The 21,014-nt window shown below is 30.9% G+C and carries 18 protein-coding genes; 13 read left to right on the top strand and 5 right to left on the bottom strand.

The window, feature by feature from the left end; translation table 11 throughout:
* The coding region (locus AB2369_RS01445) for a hypothetical protein (protein WP_367664691.1) at nucleotides 1-853 on the top strand (853 nt) is incomplete at its 5' end.
* 106 nt (nucleotides 854-959) lie between these two features.
* Here AB2369_RS01445 and AB2369_RS01450 read toward each other — a convergent pair.
* The gene (locus tag AB2369_RS01450; RefSeq protein WP_367664692.1) at nucleotides 960-1,595 is read right to left on the bottom strand and encodes an FMN-dependent NADH-azoreductase; all 636 of its coding nucleotides are present in this window, start codon (nucleotides 1,593-1,595) and stop codon (nucleotides 960-962) included.
* Nucleotides 1,596-1,902: 307 nt separating this feature from the next.
* On the opposite strand from AB2369_RS01450, the gene AB2369_RS01455 reads away from it, so the two are divergent.
* Nucleotides 1,903-4,989 carry a glycoside hydrolase family 2 TIM barrel-domain containing protein gene (locus AB2369_RS01455; protein ID WP_367664693.1) on the top strand — a complete coding sequence of 1,029 codons (3,087 nt, stop codon included), beginning with the start codon at nucleotides 1,903-1,905 and terminating at the stop codon, nucleotides 4,987-4,989.
* Between the two features lie 113 nt (nucleotides 4,990-5,102).
* Here AB2369_RS01455 and AB2369_RS01460 read toward each other — a convergent pair whose 3' ends face one another.
* Entirely contained in the window at nucleotides 5,103-6,035 is a 933-nt protein-coding gene (locus tag AB2369_RS01460) for a prolyl oligopeptidase family serine peptidase (RefSeq protein WP_367664694.1), read from the bottom strand.
* Between the two features lie 398 nt (nucleotides 6,036-6,433).
* Nucleotides 6,434-6,844 (bottom strand): Rrf2 family transcriptional regulator, encoded by a 411-nt coding sequence (locus tag AB2369_RS01465; RefSeq protein ID WP_367664695.1) that lies wholly within the window; start codon nucleotides 6,842-6,844, stop codon nucleotides 6,434-6,436.
* Nucleotides 6,845-7,206: 362 nt separating this feature from the next.
* Here AB2369_RS01465 and AB2369_RS01470 point away from each other — a divergent pair, with 362 nt between their 5' ends.
* Nucleotides 7,207-7,482 (top strand): hypothetical protein, encoded by a 276-nt coding sequence (locus tag AB2369_RS01470; protein WP_367664696.1) that lies wholly within the window; start codon nucleotides 7,207-7,209, stop codon nucleotides 7,480-7,482.
* A 45-nt stretch (nucleotides 7,483-7,527) separates the two neighbouring features.
* Here AB2369_RS01470 and AB2369_RS01475 read toward each other — a convergent pair whose 3' ends face one another.
* Together AB2369_RS01475 and AB2369_RS01480 are read right to left on the bottom strand one after the other, a co-directional pair.
* The gene (locus tag AB2369_RS01475) at nucleotides 7,528-8,595 is read right to left on the bottom strand and encodes an HD domain-containing phosphohydrolase (RefSeq protein ID WP_367664713.1); all 1,068 of its coding nucleotides are present in this window, start codon (nucleotides 8,593-8,595) and stop codon (nucleotides 7,528-7,530) included.
* Nucleotides 8,596-8,719: 124 nt separating this feature from the next.
* Entirely contained in the window at nucleotides 8,720-10,612 is a 1,893-nt protein-coding gene (locus AB2369_RS01480) for a glutamine synthetase (RefSeq protein WP_367664697.1), read from the bottom strand.
* A 391-nt stretch (nucleotides 10,613-11,003) separates the two neighbouring features.
* On the opposite strand from AB2369_RS01480, the gene murI reads away from it, so the two are divergent.
* From murI to AB2369_RS01530, 10 genes are all read left to right on the top strand, one after another.
* Nucleotides 11,004-11,786, top strand: a complete 783-nt coding sequence (gene murI / locus AB2369_RS01485; protein ID WP_367664698.1) for a glutamate racemase — start codon at nucleotides 11,004-11,006, stop codon at nucleotides 11,784-11,786.
* Between the two features lie 367 nt (nucleotides 11,787-12,153).
* Nucleotides 12,154-12,432 carry an STAS-like domain-containing protein gene (locus AB2369_RS01490; protein WP_367664699.1) on the top strand — a complete coding sequence of 93 codons (279 nt, stop codon included), beginning with the start codon at nucleotides 12,154-12,156 and terminating at the stop codon, nucleotides 12,430-12,432.
* A 332-nt stretch (nucleotides 12,433-12,764) separates the two neighbouring features.
* Nucleotides 12,765-13,097, top strand: coding sequence for a hypothetical protein (locus AB2369_RS01495; RefSeq protein ID WP_367664700.1), 333 nt, complete (start codon nucleotides 12,765-12,767; stop codon nucleotides 13,095-13,097).
* 114 nt (nucleotides 13,098-13,211) lie between these two features.
* A complete protein-coding gene (locus tag AB2369_RS01500) occupies nucleotides 13,212-13,427 on the top strand; it encodes a hypothetical protein (protein WP_367664701.1) in 216 nt (71 codons plus the stop codon).
* A gap of 221 nt (nucleotides 13,428-13,648) precedes the next feature.
* Nucleotides 13,649-14,080 (top strand): barstar family protein, encoded by a 432-nt coding sequence (locus tag AB2369_RS01505; protein ID WP_367664702.1) that lies wholly within the window; start codon nucleotides 13,649-13,651, stop codon nucleotides 14,078-14,080.
* A 187-nt stretch (nucleotides 14,081-14,267) separates the two neighbouring features.
* A complete protein-coding gene (locus tag AB2369_RS01510) occupies nucleotides 14,268-14,783 on the top strand; it encodes a peptidylprolyl isomerase (protein ID WP_367664703.1) in 516 nt (171 codons plus the stop codon).
* Between the two features lie 11 nt (nucleotides 14,784-14,794).
* Nucleotides 14,795-15,157, top strand: a complete 363-nt coding sequence (locus AB2369_RS01515; protein WP_367664704.1) for a DUF3783 domain-containing protein — start codon at nucleotides 14,795-14,797, stop codon at nucleotides 15,155-15,157.
* Between the two features lie 15 nt (nucleotides 15,158-15,172).
* A complete protein-coding gene (locus AB2369_RS01520) occupies nucleotides 15,173-15,850 on the top strand; it encodes a helix-turn-helix domain-containing protein (protein WP_367664705.1) in 678 nt (225 codons plus the stop codon).
* Nucleotides 15,851-15,958: 108 nt separating this feature from the next.
* Entirely contained in the window at nucleotides 15,959-19,489 is a 3,531-nt protein-coding gene (locus AB2369_RS01525; RefSeq protein WP_367664706.1) for a S8 family serine peptidase, read from the top strand.
* Between the two features lie 45 nt (nucleotides 19,490-19,534).
* A complete protein-coding gene (locus AB2369_RS01530) occupies nucleotides 19,535-20,887 on the top strand; it encodes a peptidoglycan-binding protein (RefSeq protein ID WP_367664707.1) in 1,353 nt (450 codons plus the stop codon).
* Nucleotides 20,888-21,014: the final 127 nt, after the last annotated feature.

A 21,014-nucleotide genomic window follows, 5' to 3' on the forward strand; every position in this document is an offset into this window, starting at 1 on the left:
TTATAAGTTAGGTGACTTACGTAAATCATACCATATGTTAATTTTTCTTAAGGATGATAGAAAAAAATATACTAGAAGAAAAATCGCTAGAACTATAAGAGGATTTAGAAATCAGTGTAAAGAAGAGCTTAAGGAAGAGACATCCGATATAGATACAAAGAATAATATAAAAGCATTAGGTGAACAGTTACAGCTTTTTTCTAAGATAGCATTTGTAAAGACGTATTTTAAAAGCCCTAAGGCACTTTTCTTTTTCTCTTCTTTCATAATATTAATTTTAGGACTTACGATGACACCTTCTAATGCAGAATATTTAGGATATAAAAATATCTATACTATTTCTAAAGGTAAGGATTTAGAAGATGCATATAATAATTCTAACAGAGTTAAGATAAATTTAGATTCAGATAGTAGTAATGATGAGCTATATTTTTTAGGAGATAATGGACTTCAGTATGTATTGACAGAGGTAAAACATGGAGATGGTGATAATAATTATGGTGTTATAGTAGCTTTAAATACAGCTTATAAAAATTATAGTGAGAGAGATGTTGAATTTATAGGAGAGATAAGGAGAATAGATTTGATGTCTAAAGATGTGGTGAACCATATATCTGCAAATTCAGTGATACCAATATCTCCTTATTATATTGATAATGCCATTTCAAAAAAGGACTATGATGAGATATCTAAAGATGTACCTAATGATGATAGATACATAGATGAAAATTATAAAAATGGTTATGATAATGGTGGCAGAATATTCTTTTTAATTATAGTTACATTACCACAATATATAATATTTAATAGGTCTTTTAAGTCAAATTACAAACATAACAGGGAATATATATAATAAAAATATTGAAAGATACTGCTTGAGAATAATTATAGTTAAAATAATGTTTACTAAAAATGCTCCTGCATAATTAAAGCAGGAGCATTTTTTTTATTGATCTTATTTAGAAGCTTTTAGCTAGGTCTAAAGCTTTATTAATAGCTTCAGCCTTAATTTCTTCAGCCTTTGTAGGATCTATGCTAAGTCCTTCAACGATTATTGATTCAATAGAGGAAACTCCCATGAATCCTAGGATATTCTTAATATAAGAGCTACCCATTTCAATTGAGCTTATTGGAGGAGTTGAATACATTCCACCTCTAGCTTCTATATGTACAGCTTTTTTATTTTCAAGAAGTCCTTTAGGACCCTCAGCAGTATATGCAAAAGTTTTTCCAGCCACCATCACAGTATCTATATAAGCCTTTAAAAGTGGTGGTACACTTAAGTTCCAGAATGGTGATACAAAGATATATTTGTCAAAATCAACAAATTGATCTGTATAAGAGTTAAACTTAGTTAATTTAGACTTTTCACTATCTGATAAATCTGCAAATGAAATACCGCTTCTTAGTTTATCCCATGAAGATAGTATATCATGGTCAATAAAAGGTATTTCTTCTTTAAATAGATCTAAATGAACTATTTCATCATTTGGGTTTGAATTCTTATATTCATCTAAGAATTCCTTACCTACCTGAAGGGAAAAAGATTCCTCTACTTTTTTAGGGTTACAAGTGATATATAATACTTTAGACATGTTAAGTCTCCTTTCTAGCAAAGCACATTAAAATAATCTTTAGTTAATAATTGTTATTAAGTAAATTATAATACTAGTTATTGATAATTTACATATAAAAATTATTAATAATATGTAAAGATATATTTTAATTACAGCTTATCGGATTAATAAGTAATAATTCATTGGATGTTATATAAAATTAATCATCATAAATACACTAATTAGGTAGGTATTGATTTACATAATTAACCATAGATTCATTGCTATAACTAACCAAGTTAAGGTAAAATATACCAAGAGGAGATTTCCTTAAGGAGGGTGTTTTATGGATTTTACAAATGTACCGTGGATGAACCAAAACATATTAAGCATAAATAGATTAGAAAGTAGGGTTCATTTTTGGAGCTATAAAAATAAGATTAAGGCACTACAATATAATAAGAGTTTATCCTTAGGTTATGAGAGTCTAATTGGAACATGGAAATTTAATTATAGAGAAGATCCTTATTTTAATGAACCGGAAGGATTTAAGGATATAAATTTTGACCATAGTTCTTGGAATAATATAAAAGTACCGGGATATTGGCAACTTCAGGACTATGGAAGACCCAATTATACAGATTTAACTTATGAAATACCAATAAATCCGCCTAAGGTGCCTACAAAAAATCCTACGGGATATTATGTAACTTATTTTTATGTGGATGAATCTTGGATTAATGAAGAAACTTTATTAAGATTCGAAGGAGTAGATAGCGCATTTCATATATGGATAAATGGAAAAGAGGTTGGATATAGTCAAGGAAGTAGATTAACCTCAGAGTTTTCCATAAGTAAATATTTAAATGAGGGGAAGAATTTACTTTCAGTTAAGGTATATAAATGGAGTGATGGCACATATTTAGAAGATCAAGATATGTGGTGGCTTAGTGGAATATTCAGAGAGGTAGCTTTAATTAAAAGACCTAGGTTTCAAATAAAAGACTTTTTCGTAAAATCTACCTTGGATGAGGAATATAATGATGGGATACTATCACTTGAAGCAAAACTAAATAATTTATGTTCTAGAGATAGAAGAGGAGCTTTAGAGATATGTTTATTAGATAAAAATAATAAGTGTATGCTTTGCAAGGCTATATATGATATAGAAGTTAAAGAAGGGGAAGATTTCATAATAGAGGAGACTTTTGAGATAGATACTCCTCTAAAATGGAGTGCTGAAGATCCTAATCTTTATAATCTATTAATAACTCTTACGGATGAAAAGGGGAGAATAGTAGAGAGTGTTCCTCAAAGGATAGGATTCAGAAGAGTTGAGGTTAAGAATGGACTTATGCTTCTAAATGGAAAGGATATACTTTTTAGAGGGGTAAATCTTCACGATCATCATGAAACTTTGGGAAGAGTATATCCTTTAAGTCTCATGAAAAAAGATATACTTATGATGAAGCGAAATAATATAAACGCTGTTAGAACGGCTCATTACCCTAAAAATCCAGAATTTTATGAATTATGTGATGTTTATGGATTATATGTAATGGATGAAACAGATCTTGAAACTCATGGGTTTGAGATTATAGGGAATATCAGTACCCTAAGTGATGACGAAGCTTGGAAAAGTGCATATTTAGATAGAATAGAAAGAATGGTTGAGAGAGATAAAAACCATCCGAGTATTATAATGTGGTCCCTTGGTAATGAGTCAGGGTTTGGATGTAATTTTAAGGCTATGGCAGAGTTTTGTCATAAAAGGGATTCATCAAGGCTTGTTCATTATGAGGAGGATAGGGATGCAGAGGTTTCAGACGTGGTCAGTACTATGTATTCTTGGTATGAAAAACTTATAGATCACGGGGAAAAGAAAAATATGGATAAGCCTCATATATTGTGTGAATATGCTCATGCCATGGGTAATGGGCCTGGAGGACTTAGAGAATATCAAGACTTATTTTATAAATATAAAAGACTTCAAGGAGGTTTTGTCTGGGAATGGGTGGAACATGGTATTAAAGTTAGGAATGACAATGGAATAGAGTATTATGCCTATGGGGGAGACTTTAAGGATATACCAAATGGTTATAATTTCTGTATGGATGGCTTAGTAAGGGCAAATAGAGAGGTAACACCAGGACTTTTAGAATATAAAAAGATTATTCAACCTGTAGATATAAAAGCAGTTAATATAGAAAGTAAAGAATTTATAATAAAAAACTTATATGACTTCTTAGATCTTAGTCATTTGGAGATGAAGTTTACTCTATTCTGCGATGAGGATATGGTAGACAATGGGGAAGTAGATATACCTAAAGTCTTACCTTGTGAAGATAGCATAATAAGTATTCCTTTTAATATGCCATTTATGCTTTTAAGTAACAGCTCTTATTATTTAAATGTAAGCTTTATATTAAAGAAAGATTGTATATGGGGCAATAAGGGGCATGAAGTAGCTAAGGAACAGTTTATAATTCCTGTAGATAATAAGGTTAGGATTATACCTAAAGATGATGCACTGATAAGTGTTTATGAAAAAGAAGGAGTATTAAATATAAGCTCAAGTTATTTTTCTATGGAATTTAATTTATGTTATGGATCCTTTGAGAAGTGGATTTATAAAGGGGAGAGCATAATAAGCAATGGTTCAAGAGCTAATCTATGGAGAGCCACTATAGATAATGATATGAATATAGTTAAAGAGTGGAAAAAAGTTTATATGGACTTACTTAGGGAAGAGGTAGAAGAAAGTTACTGGAAAAAAGAAGATAATCATATAGTAATTAATATAATAACCTATATGGCACCTCCTACTTATGATTTTGGGTACTACTTTAATTATGAATATAAGATTTATGGAGATGGACATATAGTTTTAAACTTAAAGGGTAGACCAAAAGGAAATTTACCGAGAATGATTCCAAGAATAGGTATTACCATGGGAATCAACAAAGAATTTAATAATGTATGTTGGCATGGAAGAGGTCCAGGGGAGAGTTATTCAGATAGTAAAGAGAATAATTTTAAGGGAGTGTATACTTCAAAGGTAGAGGATATGTTTGAAAACTACAGTTATCCTCAAGAGAATGGAAATAGAATGGATGTAAAATGGATGAGCCTATATAGTGATGGCGGATTAGGGTTTATAGTAAAAGGAGAAGACTTCAACTTTAGTACTCATTACTATTCTGCAATGGATATTGATAATGCAGAACATCCCTGTGAACTTAAGCCTAGGGACTTCATAACTTTAAACCTAGATTATAAGCAAAATGGTTTAGGAAGTAATAGTTGTGGTGAAGAACAGCTACCAAGTCATAGACTAACTCCAGAAGAGTTTACTATGAGTCTTATATTTAAAGCTCATAATTTTAATAATGAGACAGTGGGAAACATAGCAAGAAATATGGCGAATTTTTAGGGGATATCCATCTTTAAGTATAGATTATATCCATGATATAAATAAAAATAATTTATATATTATAAAGATAGATCTAAAATTAAATATATAAAAAGTAAGAAACACCCAAAATTTTAGGTGTTTCTTATATTGTAAAGTATAAAATCTAAAGTATCATTTGCAAGATTTAATAAATCAATAGTTTTAGCATTACTTAATGTGTGATTCCCATTAGGAATAACCTCTAATTGAAAATTACAACCTTTTGAGATTCCGGAATTATAAAGATCACTTCCTTGTGATAGGGGAACTACTTCATCCTTTTCACCGTGAATTATTAAGGTATTAGGAGAAGTATCTGATACATAAGTTATAGGACTTAGCTTATTAAGAGTTTCCTTAGAGTTTAAGTCAGAAGCAAAGGAATTTAAAGCAGATTTAAATTCTTTGTTATCAAGGTTAGCTAGGTCTGTAGGCCCACTATAGCTTACAACATATTTGATTTTATAATCCACATCTTTAAGATCCCTATAGCTACTGGAAGTATTTTCATTAGCATAGGATGTCATAAGGGCTAAGTGTGCTCCAGAGGATACTCCAAGAGCTCCTATATTTTCAGTATCAAAGCCAAACTCTTTATAATTTTTAGTTATCCATCTAGCAGCATCTTTACAATCTTCTATAGAATCTATAATGGAAACAGATTCATCCACCAGTCTATAGTTAGCACTAACTACAGCAATACCTTCATTACGAAGAGTATTTACTATAGGTAAAAATATATCAGGTATTTCCTTATCTCCATATCTCCATTCCCCTCCATGGAAGAATAAAACCACAGGAGTTTTATCATATTTTTGTTTAATAGGAGTATATATGTCAAGCTTTATGTCAGTTCCATTAATATTTTTATAAGTTATATCTTTAAATTCTTTATCTAGTATAACTTGTAAATTTTCTTCAGCAGATACCTGTTTTGATAATGTTGGAGGGATATCTGGTGATATAAGTACGTAACCTATAAGTAGTGATATTGCTAAGGTTAATGACAACAGTATTTGTTTCATATATTCACCTCCTAGTGTGTAAAAGTTATTATATTATATGAATTTATAGTAATGGTTAAAAAATAAAGACGATTATTAATGTTAAAAGACCAGGTTAAGCTGGCCTTTTTATAACATAAATTAAGTTTTTCATCTGATGGCTACTAACTTGTAATACTCTATCCTCTTAAAAGGTAGGGGATAACAGTTGCTACGCCCCTAGATTAACTCATCTACCCTTAAGGTGGCGGAAAGAAGATTCCTTCTATAATTAAATGCTCAAAAACCACCGCTACTTCACTGGACGGTAGTTCTCAAAATTATTAATTTTATTTAGTAATATCATATAAAATATAGTTTTTATATCCTCTTATAGATTACATTTAAACTATATTTTAAAGTTATAAATAAAAGAAAGGTTACTTGTTTTTTAATAAATCATCAAAGGTTATAGATTCTAAATCATTAATTAATCTTTGTTGAACTGATCCTAATGCTTTATGAATTTCACAATAAGCAGTATTATCCTTATTACAGTTATCTTTAGAGCTTAAGCATCTATTTACATATATAGGACCATCTATTGCAACAACTACATCATATAAAGAAATATGTTCTGGTTTTTTATTTAAAGCATATCCGCCAGTAACTCCCCTATAAGATTTAATTATTCCAGACTTAGTTAATTTTCTTAAAAGCTTTAATAAGAATCTGTGGGGTACGTTTTCAACTTCAGATATAACTTTAGCTTCGATTTTCTCTCCAAGACCTAGTTTAGATAGGTAAAGGATTACTCTTAGTGCATAATCTACCTCTTGAGTTATTTTCATGTCTACTCTCCAATATAGTTATTTATACTTCTTCAATATACTATTAAAAATTATTAATGTCAATTAAAAATCATGCATATATTGATTTTGGTTTAACAAAGAATCGCAAAAATATATATTTTATTAATGAATTCATATTTAAGTCTTACATATATTGTAATTTTAATATTACTTTTATATAGATAAAATTTATCCATATGTATACATTAAATCAAATCAAATATAAATTATAAAAATATCATTGACATACGAACATGTGTTCTATATAATTTTAATTGCAGATAAGTTATGCCTTTAGTCATAAAATCAATATTAGGCTAATATAATGTAATGTACTAATAATTAAGCAGGAGGAGATAATAATGAAGAAAAAAGATGGGTTATTTGTAAAAATAAATTATAAGATGGATTCATTAGGAAAACAAAGAGCCATGGAGGGTGTAAGAGAAAAACATTCTGAGAACTTCACTAAATATCTTTACTGTGCAGGTACTTACAACAAAAACGGAGGCACCATGATTTTTAGAGCAGAGGACTTTGATGAAGCAAAATATATTATAGATAATAATCCTTTTTCTAAAATGGATACTTATAGTTATGAAATATTAAGCAGAAATAATATAGATTTATTAATGTAAAAGAAACCTTATGATATTTTTCATAAGGTTTCTTTTACAAGTTTTTTATAAAGAAAAAACAGTTTTATCTATAACTAAAGATAGATTTTCTCTAAGGTTTATTTCACATCCCACTATTTGCAGATTATCACTTTTTAGTATCTTTATATTAGGACGAAGAGGGAAGTCACTAAAGTTTTCCTTAACAACGCCTATATCTCCTGTGTTTAATTGTACTAAAGTTCCATTAGGATATGGTATTATGGTTTCATTAAACAGCTTAACTAATAAGAAATCAAAATGGGATCCAGCATTTCCAAGAATAAACTCTAATGCTTCATTAGGACTTAAGGGTAGACGATATGGTCTATTAGAAGTAAGAGCATCATACACATCTGCTATAGAAACAATTTTAGATAATATGCTAATTTCTTCTTGACCTTTTCCGAAGGGATAACCAGTTCCATCAACTTTCTCATGATGTTGAAGCACTATAAGCCTAGAATTAGTAGGTATATTATTAATATGTCTTAAATAATGATACCCTTTTAAGGGATGGTCTTTTATTATTTGGAATTCTTTATCATTAAGCCTAGAGGGTTTGTTAAGAACATGGTTTGGTATAAATATCTTACCTATATCGTGGAGAAGAGCTCCAAGACATAAATCTTTTAAATCACCTTTAGTGAGTTCTAATTTTATACCTATTATTAAGGATAATACAGCTACATTTACACAATGTTCATAGGTATATCCATCTATAGTTTTTATATCTACAAGATTTACTAGGATATTTGAGCTGGATGATATATCATCCAAAATTTCCTCTACTAATTTCAATATATCGTCTATGTTGTTATATATACTATCATAATTACTACATATGTTATTGAATGTACTTTTTACAAGATTAATTGATTTTTGTCTTAATTCAGGTTTTATTATATCTTGAATTTCCATGTCACTATATTCATCTAATATATATAAATAATTAATTCCTAATAGTTTTATCCTTTTCAAGACATTAGAGCTAAGTTTTACCCCTTCTTTTAATAACACACGACCCTCATTATCAAAAATAGTTTTACCTAGAAAAGAGTCATGATTAATACAATCAATAGGCACTATTCTCATGGTAGTTACCACCTCATAATATATGTATATCCTATATACTACCATAAACATAACACTTAAACAATTGCAATAAAATAAGGTAAATGAGAATACTAGATCCTTATTTACCTTATTCATATATTATTTAAATATCTAATAGATTTTTACTATATGAAGCATATAATCTTCTTAATATGGACATTTTTTCATCCAGTTCTAATTGAAGGGTTGAAACTTCATCATATTTTTTAGCTGCTATAATTTTAGTAAATAGGCTTTCAGTTGTGTAACTATCTTTCATTATATAATGTCTTAGTTCATTTATAGCCATCCAACTAGAAACATCTAAGTCTAAAGCTCTTTCACTAGAGTGAAGCATTTTAAATGAACGTATTTCATTCATATAGGTGTTTAGTATTCTATTTCCTATTTCAGTAACCCATCTTTCTGTTGCAGCTAGTTCAAAGCTATTTATTAAAGCATCATTAAATACGTTACTATCTTTTAAGATTTCAAGTTTGTGGCTTTGAGTTTTAAATGCTATTAAGTTTTCATATACTGTAGCAGGAGCCTTTCCAAACATTGAATTTCTTTCTTCTTCAGTGTAAAACTCAAAAACATCTTCTTCAGATCTATATGCTCTTTCTGTTTCTAGATAGTCAGCTTTTTCATTAGGTTTTTTTGATAACTCAGCTAATAGCTCATCAGGTGTTTTTTCATTTTCTAAAGCGTACTCAATTCCATTAATCATAGCCATATAAGTTACGGCAATGGCTATATAAGTGTTAGTATAAGGGTTTGGACTTCTAAGTTCAAATCTTGTAGCTAGAGGGTTTTGAAGATCTCTTATTAAAGCTAGAAGAATTGTTCTATTTCTAGAAGGAATATCAACACTTCTACCTAAAGATGTTACTATACATACTGGAGCTTCAAATCCAGGTTGTAATCTTTTTAAAGAATCATTAGTAGCAGATATAAATGGATTCATTATTTCATAGTTTTTAAGAATACCCATCATAGCTCCATAACCTATGGTGCTTAAGAAATGATTTTCTTTTCCAGAGAATAGGTTTATCCTCTTACCATTTTTAAGAACTAGGGCAATACCTACATGTATATGCTTACCATTACCTGCAACCTCTTCTATAGGTTTAGCTAAGAAGGTAACTTCAAGACCGTTTCTTCTAAAAACTTCCTTTACTAAAGTTCTAACAAGAAGCTCATTATCTCCACATTGTACAGGAGTTGAATATTTCCAGTCTACTTCTAATTGCTCCATTATATGAGTTAAGCTACCAGACTCAGTTAACTTAGCCTTAACTCCTCCAACTTCTTTATGGCCCATTTCAGGTTCGAGACCATATTTTTCCATGAGCAAGAGAGATTGTTCAAGAGCAGTTCTTACAGAACCTTTAGTTCTAGTCCAATATTGTTCATGTAAAATCTGAGATGCATATAATTCTTCTATTTCAGCTTTATCATTAGGGGTGTTAACCCAAAATTCAAGCTCTGTAGCAGAAGTTACTACAACATCAGCAATATCATCTATATTTATATCAAACTGAGAAAGGGTTTCAGGGTAGTTCTTAAAGAGATTTAATAGAGTTGATTTAAAATGATCTATAGATCTCTTTAATAAATGTCGAGAATCTACAGGTTTATTATCGTGATACAAGAAACAAGGAATTCTTAATGTACCAACAGGCTTATTTGTAATAGGATCTATATGTTCATAGTTATAGTCTATAAACCAAGTGGAGTCTAAGTCAGCTATCATATCTACCTTAGCATTATTTAGACTTGCGATTCCAGGAAGAGATACAGAAGAACCATCAGTTTGAACTGCTGCTCCATATAGAAAAGTGCCTAAGTCATCTAGGAATATTTTAGTAGGAATTTTTTCGTCAGTATCATTACCAGATAAGTCCACGCCTACAAGGGAAACGAATTTTATTTCTGGGTGATTAGTTAATAACTCAATTAAAGACTCTTTGGAGTGATTTTCTTTTGCTATGAAATAAATTAAATCTTTTGTCATAATGGTAATCTTGCAATAAAAAATGCAAGATATACTTCACATCCTTTCGTACAAATATGTTTTGAGTAATAGATATGGTAGTTTATTTAATTATTGGTATATATTAAATGCCGCTTAAACATAATAAAATATAGCAAAATTCTATTATAAACATAAGATTGTGTCAATAATTTTAATAAGAAAATTCTTAATCTAAAGAATAAAAATGAAATAGAGAAAAGAAAACGTTTCAAATAATTGATATATCATAACATGCACTTTATTAGTATAAGGATAAATTTTTACAACTATACAGTTTTTTGATAGAATTAATAAGTAAAGATTTGAGAAGTATTATAAAGTAAGAACTTAAGATATATTTAAATAGACTTATATTGAGGAGTGAATAGTAATGGAGCTTAAGAGCTATAATCCCATAGGTTTTTTTGATACGGGAGTAGGTGGTCTTAGCGTATTGAAAGAAACTATAAAATTAATGCCTAATGAGAATTATGTATATTTTGGAGATTCTAAAAATGCTCCTTATGGATCAAGACCAGTTAAGGAAGTTAAAGAATTAACCTCTAATGCCATAGATTTTTTATTAGATAAAGGGGCTAAGGCTATAGTAGTGGCGTGTAATACAGCCACAAGCGTTGCTATAAGGGATTTAAGAGATAAGTATAGAGAGTTACCTATAATCGGAATAGAACCTGCATTAAAACCGGCAGTAGAAATGAGAAATGGTGGCAGGGTAGTTATAATGGCAACACCTATAACATTATTTGAAGGTAAATTTAGTGATTTAATTAGAAAATACGAGAAAGAAACTGAAATAGTAAGGCTTCCATGTCCAGGACTTGTGGAGTTTATTGAAAAAGGTATATTAAGTGGAGCAGAATTACATAAATTTTTGTTAGATAGATTTGAAGAAATAGGGTTAAAGAACATAGGTACTATAGTGTTAGGATGTACTCATTATCCATTCATTAAAGATAGGATTCAAGAGATAGTTGGTAAAGATGTAGAAATAATAGATGGAAGTTTAGGTACATCAAAAGAGCTTCAAAGAAAACTTCAAGAGTATAATATAGTAAACTCAAGTAAGGATAAGGGATATATTAAAATATTTAATTCACTAGAGAGTGATGACATAATAGATTTAAGTTATGAGTTAATAGATGATAATAGATAGCTTAAAGTGTTATGATAAGTTGAGGCTTAATATATGAACTTTAAGTTCAATCTTTCAATAAGGTCTAAATATAAATAATAGGTATATATACTAATACATTTTAGTCTATATACCTATTATTTTATTATAGTACATTGAAAAACTTTTAAAATAAAGTGAGAGTTAAAACACGAGAATCACATGATAATATTCAATTAGGTTTAAGGGATAGAAGATATATCCTAAGACTAGGTTATATTAATTAGAGAATATAATATAAAATAAAATTGTTAAATTGTTGACAAAGTATAAGAGGTTTGATATATTGTAATTAAAGTTAGAATTATTAGAAAATTAAGAATATAATTCTGGAGTGGGGGAAAAGATTATGGAGGTTTTAGTTAAAAGTATTATAGGTATTAATTTTAATAATGATGATGCTATTGTATTAAGAGAGTTTGTAAGGGGCTTATTAAGTGAGGAAACAAGAGGTGAGGTTATTCTTGACTTTAGTGATATAGAAAGAGTTCCCACTACATTTTTCTGTTCCTTATTAACAGACTTAATAAATACTAAAGGAAGAGACTATATAATTGACAAATTAGATGTTAAGAATTTATCAAATTCAAGGGATTATAGAAGGGTTCTATTAGGCACAGCTTTTTAGGAGATTGAAATGTTTTTATTCATGATGTTTATCATAATCTATAGTACTCTAATATTTTAGTGAGTATTATAGGTTATGAAGTTTTTATAAGTTTTTGTGCTTAAATTAGAATTAAGTTTATTTTGTTTGAGTAATATATAAATTTAAATAAAGATTATAGATGAAAAATACAAGTTTCTGGAGTTTAGAAACTTGTATTTTTATTTTTCTATTATAAGAATAGAACAAGGAAGGTAAATTATGTATAATAAATTGATTAATATTTTAAAGTTTAAAGATATTTAATTTGAAAAAGGTTTATCCAAAATAAATAAGAAGGATGAGGAAAAGATATGAAATATATGTTTTCAATTGAAAAAGGTGATTCAGGATATAATAGGATTATTCTTCCACAAGAACTTAAATTGGTAGAATATGTTTTTATGGATATGGAATGTTTTGCAAGACCAGTTTTCCAAGAAACTATTGAAAGAGTAGTTAATGGAGTTAGTGATAATGAGAATACAGGAGGTAATATGTGTAGTCTCGAAATAAGTAGGGATTTTACAATTGTCTTTTCTGAATTTATATTAGATGGAATGTCTCATGAATGTAAAATAGAGACCGATGAATTATTAGCATTAATACAAGTGTGGATAATCATAAATAAATCACTGTTATATTAAGTATTATAATACAGTTAATAGAGGTAAAGAAGATAGAGCGGTATATAAGAATAAAAAGTGATTTTCAGTTGATAAACTAAAAAATAGGTTTAAAATACTCTGAGGAGGATTAAGATGATTTGTCCAAGATGTGATGGTCAAGGAAACATTTATAAGGCTAAAGTTAAGGACATTAGTATGATCCTATATATCTGCGATGAATGTGAGGCATGTTGGAAGGAAGGCTTGAATATTGAATTATCAACTTTTAAAGATTTAAGCACATTTTTAGAGGGAAAAGGAACCTCTTACAATGAAACCGAGATAGAAGGTTTAGGATATCTATGGTAGTGCTTTAGATAGTATAAGAATGAATTCAGTACTAAGAATGAATAAGTCAACTATAAATGGAATATAGGCAAGGTTATATGTTGGTAATGAGTGTGATATTATGTGAATTATTTTAAATAATGTAAGGGGGAATATAGCCAATGTGATAATTAAAAGTATAATCATTAAATAATTTGGATATATAAGAGTAATACAATTAGAATAGATTAAGGTGGTAAAAGTTGAAAGAGTTGAATACAATATCCTATTTTGATATAAGTTATACTGATTCAGTAATTAAGAATATTCAAGATATGAATTATAAAATTTATAATATCGATGGAAATATCATAACTACTATGGAAGATTTATTTGTTTTAATAAAGGAGGAGTTTCCTCAAGATCCTCCCTTATCAGGGAGAGTAAATTTTGATGCTCTTACTGATTCATTGTGGGGTGGTTTTGAGGGTCAAGATGCTGAAAAAGCGGCAATTATTTGGGGAAATCCAAACAAACTTATGGATTTTGATAAATATAGGTTTGAAAAGTTAATTCAATGTATAGAAGAATTAGCAGAAACTCTTACAATTAAGGAGTATGGTATAGATAAACCTACGGTATTAAAATTAGTGCTTTTAGGTGAAGGTCCATTGTTTTCAAGGTTTGATATGTAATAAAGAAGCAAAAGATGAGATAGAAGGGTTTGGAATATAGATAATATAGTCCTATATTTAATAGTTATAGAATAATTTTCTAAGGTAATAATATAAATGTAATTTCATACTAGAATAATTTTTTGAAAACTGTATAATTATTATAAAAGTATTATGAAAGTATCAGTGTTTGAAAGGAGATACATATATGAATCCAATAGTTACAATAAAACTAAGAAATAATGGGGTTATAAAGGCAGAGCTATATCCAGAAATAGCTCCAAATACAGTAAAAAACTTTATAAGTCTTATAAATAAAGGATTTTATAACGGAAAAATATTTCATAGAGTCATACCTGGTTTTATGATTCAAGGGGGATGCCCAGAAGGAACTGGAATGGGTGGCCCAGGATATGGTATAAAGGGTGAGTTTTCAGCAAATGGTTTTAAGAATGATTTAAAACACACAAAGGGAGTCCTTTCTATGGCAAGAGCTATGCATAAGGATTCAGCAGGTAGCCAATTCTTCATGATGGTTGCAGATGCACCTCACTTAGATGGTCAATATGCAGCTTTCGGAAAGGTTATAGAAGGAATAGAGCATGCTGATAGCATAGTTAATACAGAAAGAGACTTTAGAGATAGACCATTAGAAGATCAAGTTATGGAGGAAGTGGTAGTAGATACTTTCGGAGTAGAGTATGAGGAGCCACAAAAATTATAGGAGAGTAGACTATGGTAAACGAGAAAATGTTATTAGTTTATGGCCTTGCTAATAAGGACATAAACGTACTAAAAACCTTTAATAAGGCATATAGAGTTGTAAGCGAAGACATCATAGGAACTAAAGTAGAGGACCTAATAAAGGGAGAAAACTTTAAATCAAGTGAGAATAAAATTCCAAGAGAAAAGATTATACTAGTGAATGGTTATAATGACAGAGAAGTGGATGCCCTATTTAAAATTGTTAGAGGTGCCATGGGTAAGAATGTTATAGTAGCCGTGGTAACTGAGAACTCTAATGGATGGAGTTTTGATTATCTTGCACTTGAGCATCTAATAAAAGAGAGAGATTGGTATAAGAAAAATAAGAAGTAGAAGGGGAGAGCAAGGTTGAGTAGGATTGGGGAGAAGATAAAGACTGCTAGAGAAAAGGGCAACATGTCTCAAAAGCAACTTGCTAAGAAGCTTGGAGTTTCTGAGAGCTTTATAAATGATGTAGAGCTTGGTAGAAAAATTGCAAATGAGCAATTTATTCAAAAGGTATCTAAGGTTCTAGGAAAAGAGATGAATGATATCAGCATGTCTTTTGAAGAAGAAGTACACGTTGATATTCCTAAGAGTAGTGTGAAAACTGCTATAGATAAGAAGAAGGAAGCAGAAGCTAAGGAAGTATGGAATCATGCCTTTGGAGATGTACTTAAGAGTGTACCTATATACGATTACGCTTTAAGTAAGGTAAAGGGTACCCGAGAACTTCCAGTACATTCAAATAAAATAGAAGGGTTTTCAACAGATAAAGTATTCTTTCTTGAGATTCAAGAGGATGATATGCTAGGATATAGAATGAAAAAGGGCGATATAGCTTTTTGTACTTCTATAAAGGAATTAGAGAATAATTCTATATGTCTTATAGAGTATAATGGTAAGGCAGTGGTGAGATATATAAAGAAACTTGATAACACTAAAGTTTTACTGTTTAGTAATAGAGGGGACATAAGAACTGAAACAGCTTATATAAAGGAAATAAAACCTATTGGAAGATTGTTGAAATTAGAGATAAAGTTATAACAAAATCGTCATCTTATGTTAATATTTTTAATTCTGAAAAATATTAATAACATAAGGTGGCGGTTTTTTATTTTATACATAATTATATAATGATAACAATTTTTGGGGATGATTATTATAAACGGAGATCCTTTTTTAAATTTACTTTTAAATTTACCCCTTTCATTGAGGGCAAAGTTAATATCCATAGTTCAAGGTGAAAAGTTTTTAACAGGAAAAGTGGAGCTTGTTGCTTTAATTGGGGATAATGTGGATGTTGTGGAAAAGTCTGTGGAAAACTTAGGGGGAACCTTTGAGAATCTAGGTTTTGGATTTGGGATAATTACGTTTCCTGTGGAAGACTTAGATAATATAACAAAGGTCCAAGGCGTTAGCTATATACAACTTCCTCAAGTATTATTTACTACAGATCTTTCAAGTATTAAGGCTTCATGTATAGATCCACTTTGGGATTTATATGGTCTTACCGGAAAAGGGGTTTTAGTGGGAGTTATAGATTCAGGTATAGATTATCTTCATCCTGCATTTAGAGACATGGAGGGAAAAACAAGAATAGAGTATATATATGATCTATCCAAGGGCGGAGTAGTTTATACAAAACAACAGATAAATGATGCAATAGCATCTGAAAATCCATTATCTATAGTAGACTCAACAGATACAAATGGACATGGAACACATGTAACAAGTATTGCTTGTGCTGGTGGAAATATAAATAGGAATCTTTATGGGCCTGCATATGAAAGCAGTATAGCGATGGTTAAATTAACTCCAGAAGGGCAAGCTAATTTTACCTCAAGTACATTAATCATGAGGGGAGTAAAGTTTCTTGTAGATAAAAGTAATGAATTGAATATACCCTTAGTTGTAAATCTTAGTTTTAGTACGAATAATGGGGCCCATAATGGGAGTACATTGCTTGAGCAATATATAGATACAGTTTGTAGCGTGGAGAATATAACTTTTGTAGTAGCTGCTGGAAATGAAGGGGATAGATCTCATCATGTAGGTGGAAATTTAAGACCTGAACAAAGTATATCATTAGCTATTTCTCCTGATGAACCAGGAATAATACTCCAGCTTTATAAGGGTGTTCTTAGTAATATAAGTATAGAAGTTAAAAATCCATCTGGAGAAAGCACAGGAAGGGTCAGGGTGTATGAAGGGTTTAAAGAAAATAGAGCGGGAAGAGATAGAGTTTTAATATACTATAGTGGACCTCAGCCTTTTGACTTAGAAGGAGGAACCTCCATAGCACTATTAGCTGGAGAGAAAGACTTTTTATTACCTGGTACATGGACAATAACCATATACTTAGAGAATGAAGATATTAGTAGGTATGATATGTGGCTGCCTATAGCAGAGGGATTAAGTGTAGACACTAAGTTTTTAAAGCCTAATGTATTTAATACTTTAGGGATACCAGCTACGGCTAAAGAAGTTATATCAGTAGGTAGTTATAATTATATAACCGGAAATATATCAACTTTCTCTGGAAGAGGGGGAGAGAGTAATAGAATATTAAAACCTGATTTAGTAGCTCCAGGTGAAAATATATCAGGAGCTACACCAGGAGGAAGGTTTGATACAAAGACAGGGACATCTATGGCAGCACCTCAGGTGGCTGGGACATGTGCTCTCTTTATGGAATGGGGAATAGTTAAAAATAACGATCCGTTTTTATATGGTCAAAGATTAAAGTATTTCTTAATAAAAGGGGCAAGACGTAATAGACCACTTATGGTATATCCCAATTTCACATGGGGATATGGAACTTTATGTGCTCAATCCTCTCTCCAAGTTCTATTAAGTGAAAAGGCTATAAGAAATAATAGTAGGAGTTTAAATGAAATGAGACAATCCTGTAAAGACTTATATCTAGATCCTAATTATGAAAATTATATAGTGGAGTATGATGGGGATATAGTAGGAGCTCTTGAGACCATAGATTATGCCTGTGGTTTTATATTAGATGAAAACTATGCTGTGGTTACAGTTGAGAGAGGTAAGGAGAAGACCCTTGCAAATACGGTTAAAGAGATAGTTTATTTTCAGCCAAAGACCCCATTTACATTGAGTATATCTCCTCTAGATGCGGCTAATATAAGCAAATTTAATACCAATCCATATCTCAACTTAACAGGAAGAGGGGTAATAATTGGAGTTTTGGATACAGGAATAGATTACTTAAATGAGGAGTTTATGTATGAGGATGATACCACAAAAATAATATCCATATGGGACCAAACTATAAATGTGGGAACACCTCCAGATGAAATAATTTTCGGTACTGAGTATACAAGAGAAGAGATAGACAGAGCAATACAGGCTAAGAGGTCAGGAGGAGATCCCTATTCAATAGTTCCTTCTCAAGATAACATAGGCCATGGTACAAGTATGACATGCATTATAGCTGGGAAGGGAAGAAATCCGGAGGTAAAGGGTGGAGCTCCAGAGGCAGAAATAGTAGCTGTAAAGCTAAAAACTACAAATAAAATGCCAACTGCGCCAGTTCCTGTATATGAAGAAACTGATATTGTGGTAGGTATTAAGTATTTAGCTACTGTAGCAAGAAGGCTAAATAGACCTATGGTAATATATGTTCCCTTGGGTAGTAACTTAGGATCTCATGATGGAAATAGTATAATTGAAAGATATATTGATGATGTATCAAGAGCAAGGGGATTAGTAGCAGTAACATCTACTGGTAATGAAGGAGACTCATCAAATCATGCTTCAGGAACTATAGGAAGTACAGGAGACTTTCAAATATTAGAACTTAAAGTTTCTAGTGAACAAAAGGAGTTAGTGTTAGAAGTCTGGGTTAAAAAACCGGATAAGGTTTCTATAGGAATAATATCTCCTTCAGGGGAGGTTATAGAGAAGATACCAGCTAAGTTACAAGAGATAGAGGAAATAAAATTTGTATATGAGGGTACAAGGGTACTGGTAGAATATTATCTTCCAGAAGAGCTCACAGGAGATCAACTTATATGGATAAAAATGGACGATTTAAAAGAAGGAATATGGCAATTTAAGCTTATAGGAGATTCAATAGTTACAGGAAGGTATGATGCTTATATATGGCAAAGGAGCCTATTACTAGGGGATACTAGGATTTTAAATTCTACTCCTTATGGAACTTTAACAATACCATCTACAGGTAGATATATAATCTCTACTTCTTATTATGATCAAAATAACAACTCTATACTTCCCACAGCAGGAAGAGGATACACCAGAGACGATAGGATAAAGCCTGATCTTACATCAGGAGGAATCGGAGCTAGGACTGTATTACCAGGGGGAAGTTTAACAACAGTAAGTGGAGCCAGCGTAGGAGCGGCCGTTCTTGCATCTGCTTGTGCCTTATTACTTCAATGGGGAATAGTAGATGGTAATGATTTGACCTTATATGCACCAAAACTTACAGCTTATTTAATAAGAGGAACTTCTAAAAGACCAGGAGATGTATATCCTAATGCTGAGTGGGGATATGGAATGCTTAATTTAGAAGGGGTTTTTGAGAGTGTGAGAAGCGCATTTAATTGTGGAAATTGTAAGGAGCAACTGATGTTTTTACCTAAAAATGTTGATGATATAAAGGATATTGTATTAGGGCGTAACCAAGAAGTGTAAGTTTTCATATTATATAGGGAATTAGTAATAAATAGGGGAAGAATTATGCCACAAGGTCTTTTAAGAGTTCAATTATTTCAAGGCAGTACTGCCAAGCCAGTAGAAAATGCTAAAATAATAGTCACACCTACAGGGGAGACTGCTACAAGACAGACTGAAATTGACTTAGTAACGGATTCATCAGGACTTTCTCAAGCTATACCAATAGAAGCGCCTCCATTTGAAAATTCTCAAAATCCTACAGGACAAATACCATACAGTTTTGTAGATTTAAGAATTGAAGCACGAGGGTTTAATTCGGCACTTATAAAGGGGGCCCAAATATATCCAAATGTAACGGCTCTTCAACAATTTAATTTACAACCAGATACTGGACTTACTAGGGTAGATGATCAAATTATATTAGTAGAACAAAATACTCTTGTAGGAAATTTTCCACCAAAGATATATGAGGATCCCAATAAACCTCTTCCAAAGCCAACAGGAGGGGTGGTACTTCCACAGCCTGTTGTACCAGAGTTTGTTATAGTACATCAAGGAGTACCTGATGATCCATCAGCTCCTAACTACACAGTTCCTTTTAGAGACTATATAAAAAATGTTGCCTGCTGTGAGATATTTGCAACATGGCCGGAGAGTACTATTAGGGCTAATATATACTGTATAATATCTTTTACATTAAATAGAATCTATACAGAATGGTATCCTTCTAAGGGTAAAAATTTTGATATAACAAGTTCCACAGCTTATGACCATGCATTTAATTATGGAAGAAATATATATGATAATATAAGTAGAATAGTGGATGAAATATTCTCTAGTTACATGAAAAGACCTGGAAGGAAGCAACCTCTTCTTGCTCAGTACTGTGATGGAGTAAAGGTTCAATGTCCAGGATGGCTTACTCAATGGGGAAGTAAATATTTAGGGGATCAAGGAGTAGGACCTTTTGATATCTTAACTTCTTTTTATGGAACTGATCTTACCTTAGAAGTAGCTGAAAAGGTAGAGGGAATACCAAGATCATGGCCTGGATATACATTAGTGTTAGGAAGTAGAGGGGAGCCTGTTAGAACAATACAAGAATATTTAAATAGAATATCTCAGAACTATCCAGCTATACCTAAGACTGCAGTTGATGGAGTATATGGTCCTAAAACTAAAGAAGCAGTTAGGACATTCCAAGAGATTTTCACACTTCCAGCTACAGGTAATACAGATTATGCTACATGGTATAAAATATCAGCTATATATGTAGGAGTTACAGAGATAGCTGAACTTAGATCTTTAGGGGATATAAATCGTATGGAGAGAAGATTTTTCCCGCCTGTAAGCTATGATTCCTATAGGTCATTAGATGTACCTTCTATTCTTTACTGGGATGATAGTATAAAATAATTATTCATAAAATATTAAAATTTTAATAACTGAGAATAGTTGATAAAAGCTTAAAGGTAATATAAAGTTAAAGAGGGGGTTTCCCCTCTTTAGCTTTATATAAAACTTGAGAAACATATATGAAATA

This window comes from Clostridium sp., from assembly GCF_040797585.1.
GTDB lineage: Bacteria > Bacillota > Clostridia > Clostridiales > Clostridiaceae > Clostridium_Z.

Excerpts from the sequence above, each read along its gene's own strand:
- AB2369_RS01500 (WP_367664701.1), top strand. The coding sequence starts at position 13,212 with ATGATTTGTCCAAGATGTGATGGTCAAGGAAACATTTATAAGGCTAAA.
- AB2369_RS01490 (WP_367664699.1), top strand. The coding sequence starts at position 12,154 with ATGGAGGTTTTAGTTAAAAGTATTATAGGTATTAATTTTAATAATGAT.
- AB2369_RS01465 (WP_367664695.1), bottom strand. The coding sequence starts at position 6,844 with ATGAAAATAACTCAAGAGGTAGATTATGCACTAAGAGTAATCCTTTAC.
- AB2369_RS01455 (WP_367664693.1), top strand. The coding sequence starts at position 1,903 with ATGGATTTTACAAATGTACCGTGGATGAACCAAAACATATTAAGCATA.
- AB2369_RS01510 (WP_367664703.1), top strand. The coding sequence starts at position 14,268 with ATGAATCCAATAGTTACAATAAAACTAAGAAATAATGGGGTTATAAAG.
- AB2369_RS01450 (WP_367664692.1), bottom strand. The coding sequence starts at position 1,595 with ATGTCTAAAGTATTATATATCACTTGTAACCCTAAAAAAGTAGAGGAA.
- AB2369_RS01525 (WP_367664706.1), top strand. The coding sequence starts at position 15,959 with ATGATTATTATAAACGGAGATCCTTTTTTAAATTTACTTTTAAATTTA.
- murI (WP_367664698.1), top strand. The coding sequence starts at position 11,004 with ATGGAGCTTAAGAGCTATAATCCCATAGGTTTTTTTGATACGGGAGTA.
- AB2369_RS01460 (WP_367664694.1), bottom strand. The coding sequence starts at position 6,035 with ATGAAACAAATACTGTTGTCATTAACCTTAGCAATATCACTACTTATA.
- AB2369_RS01515 (WP_367664704.1), top strand. The coding sequence starts at position 14,795 with ATGGTAAACGAGAAAATGTTATTAGTTTATGGCCTTGCTAATAAGGAC.
- AB2369_RS01475 (WP_367664713.1), bottom strand. The coding sequence starts at position 8,595 with ATGAGAATAGTGCCTATTGATTGTATTAATCATGACTCTTTTCTAGGT.
- AB2369_RS01530 (WP_367664707.1), top strand. The coding sequence starts at position 19,535 with ATGCCACAAGGTCTTTTAAGAGTTCAATTATTTCAAGGCAGTACTGCC.
- AB2369_RS01470 (WP_367664696.1), top strand. The coding sequence starts at position 7,207 with ATGAAGAAAAAAGATGGGTTATTTGTAAAAATAAATTATAAGATGGAT.
- AB2369_RS01480 (WP_367664697.1), bottom strand. The coding sequence starts at position 10,612 with ATGACAAAAGATTTAATTTATTTCATAGCAAAAGAAAATCACTCCAAA.
- AB2369_RS01495 (WP_367664700.1), top strand. The coding sequence starts at position 12,765 with ATGAAATATATGTTTTCAATTGAAAAAGGTGATTCAGGATATAATAGG.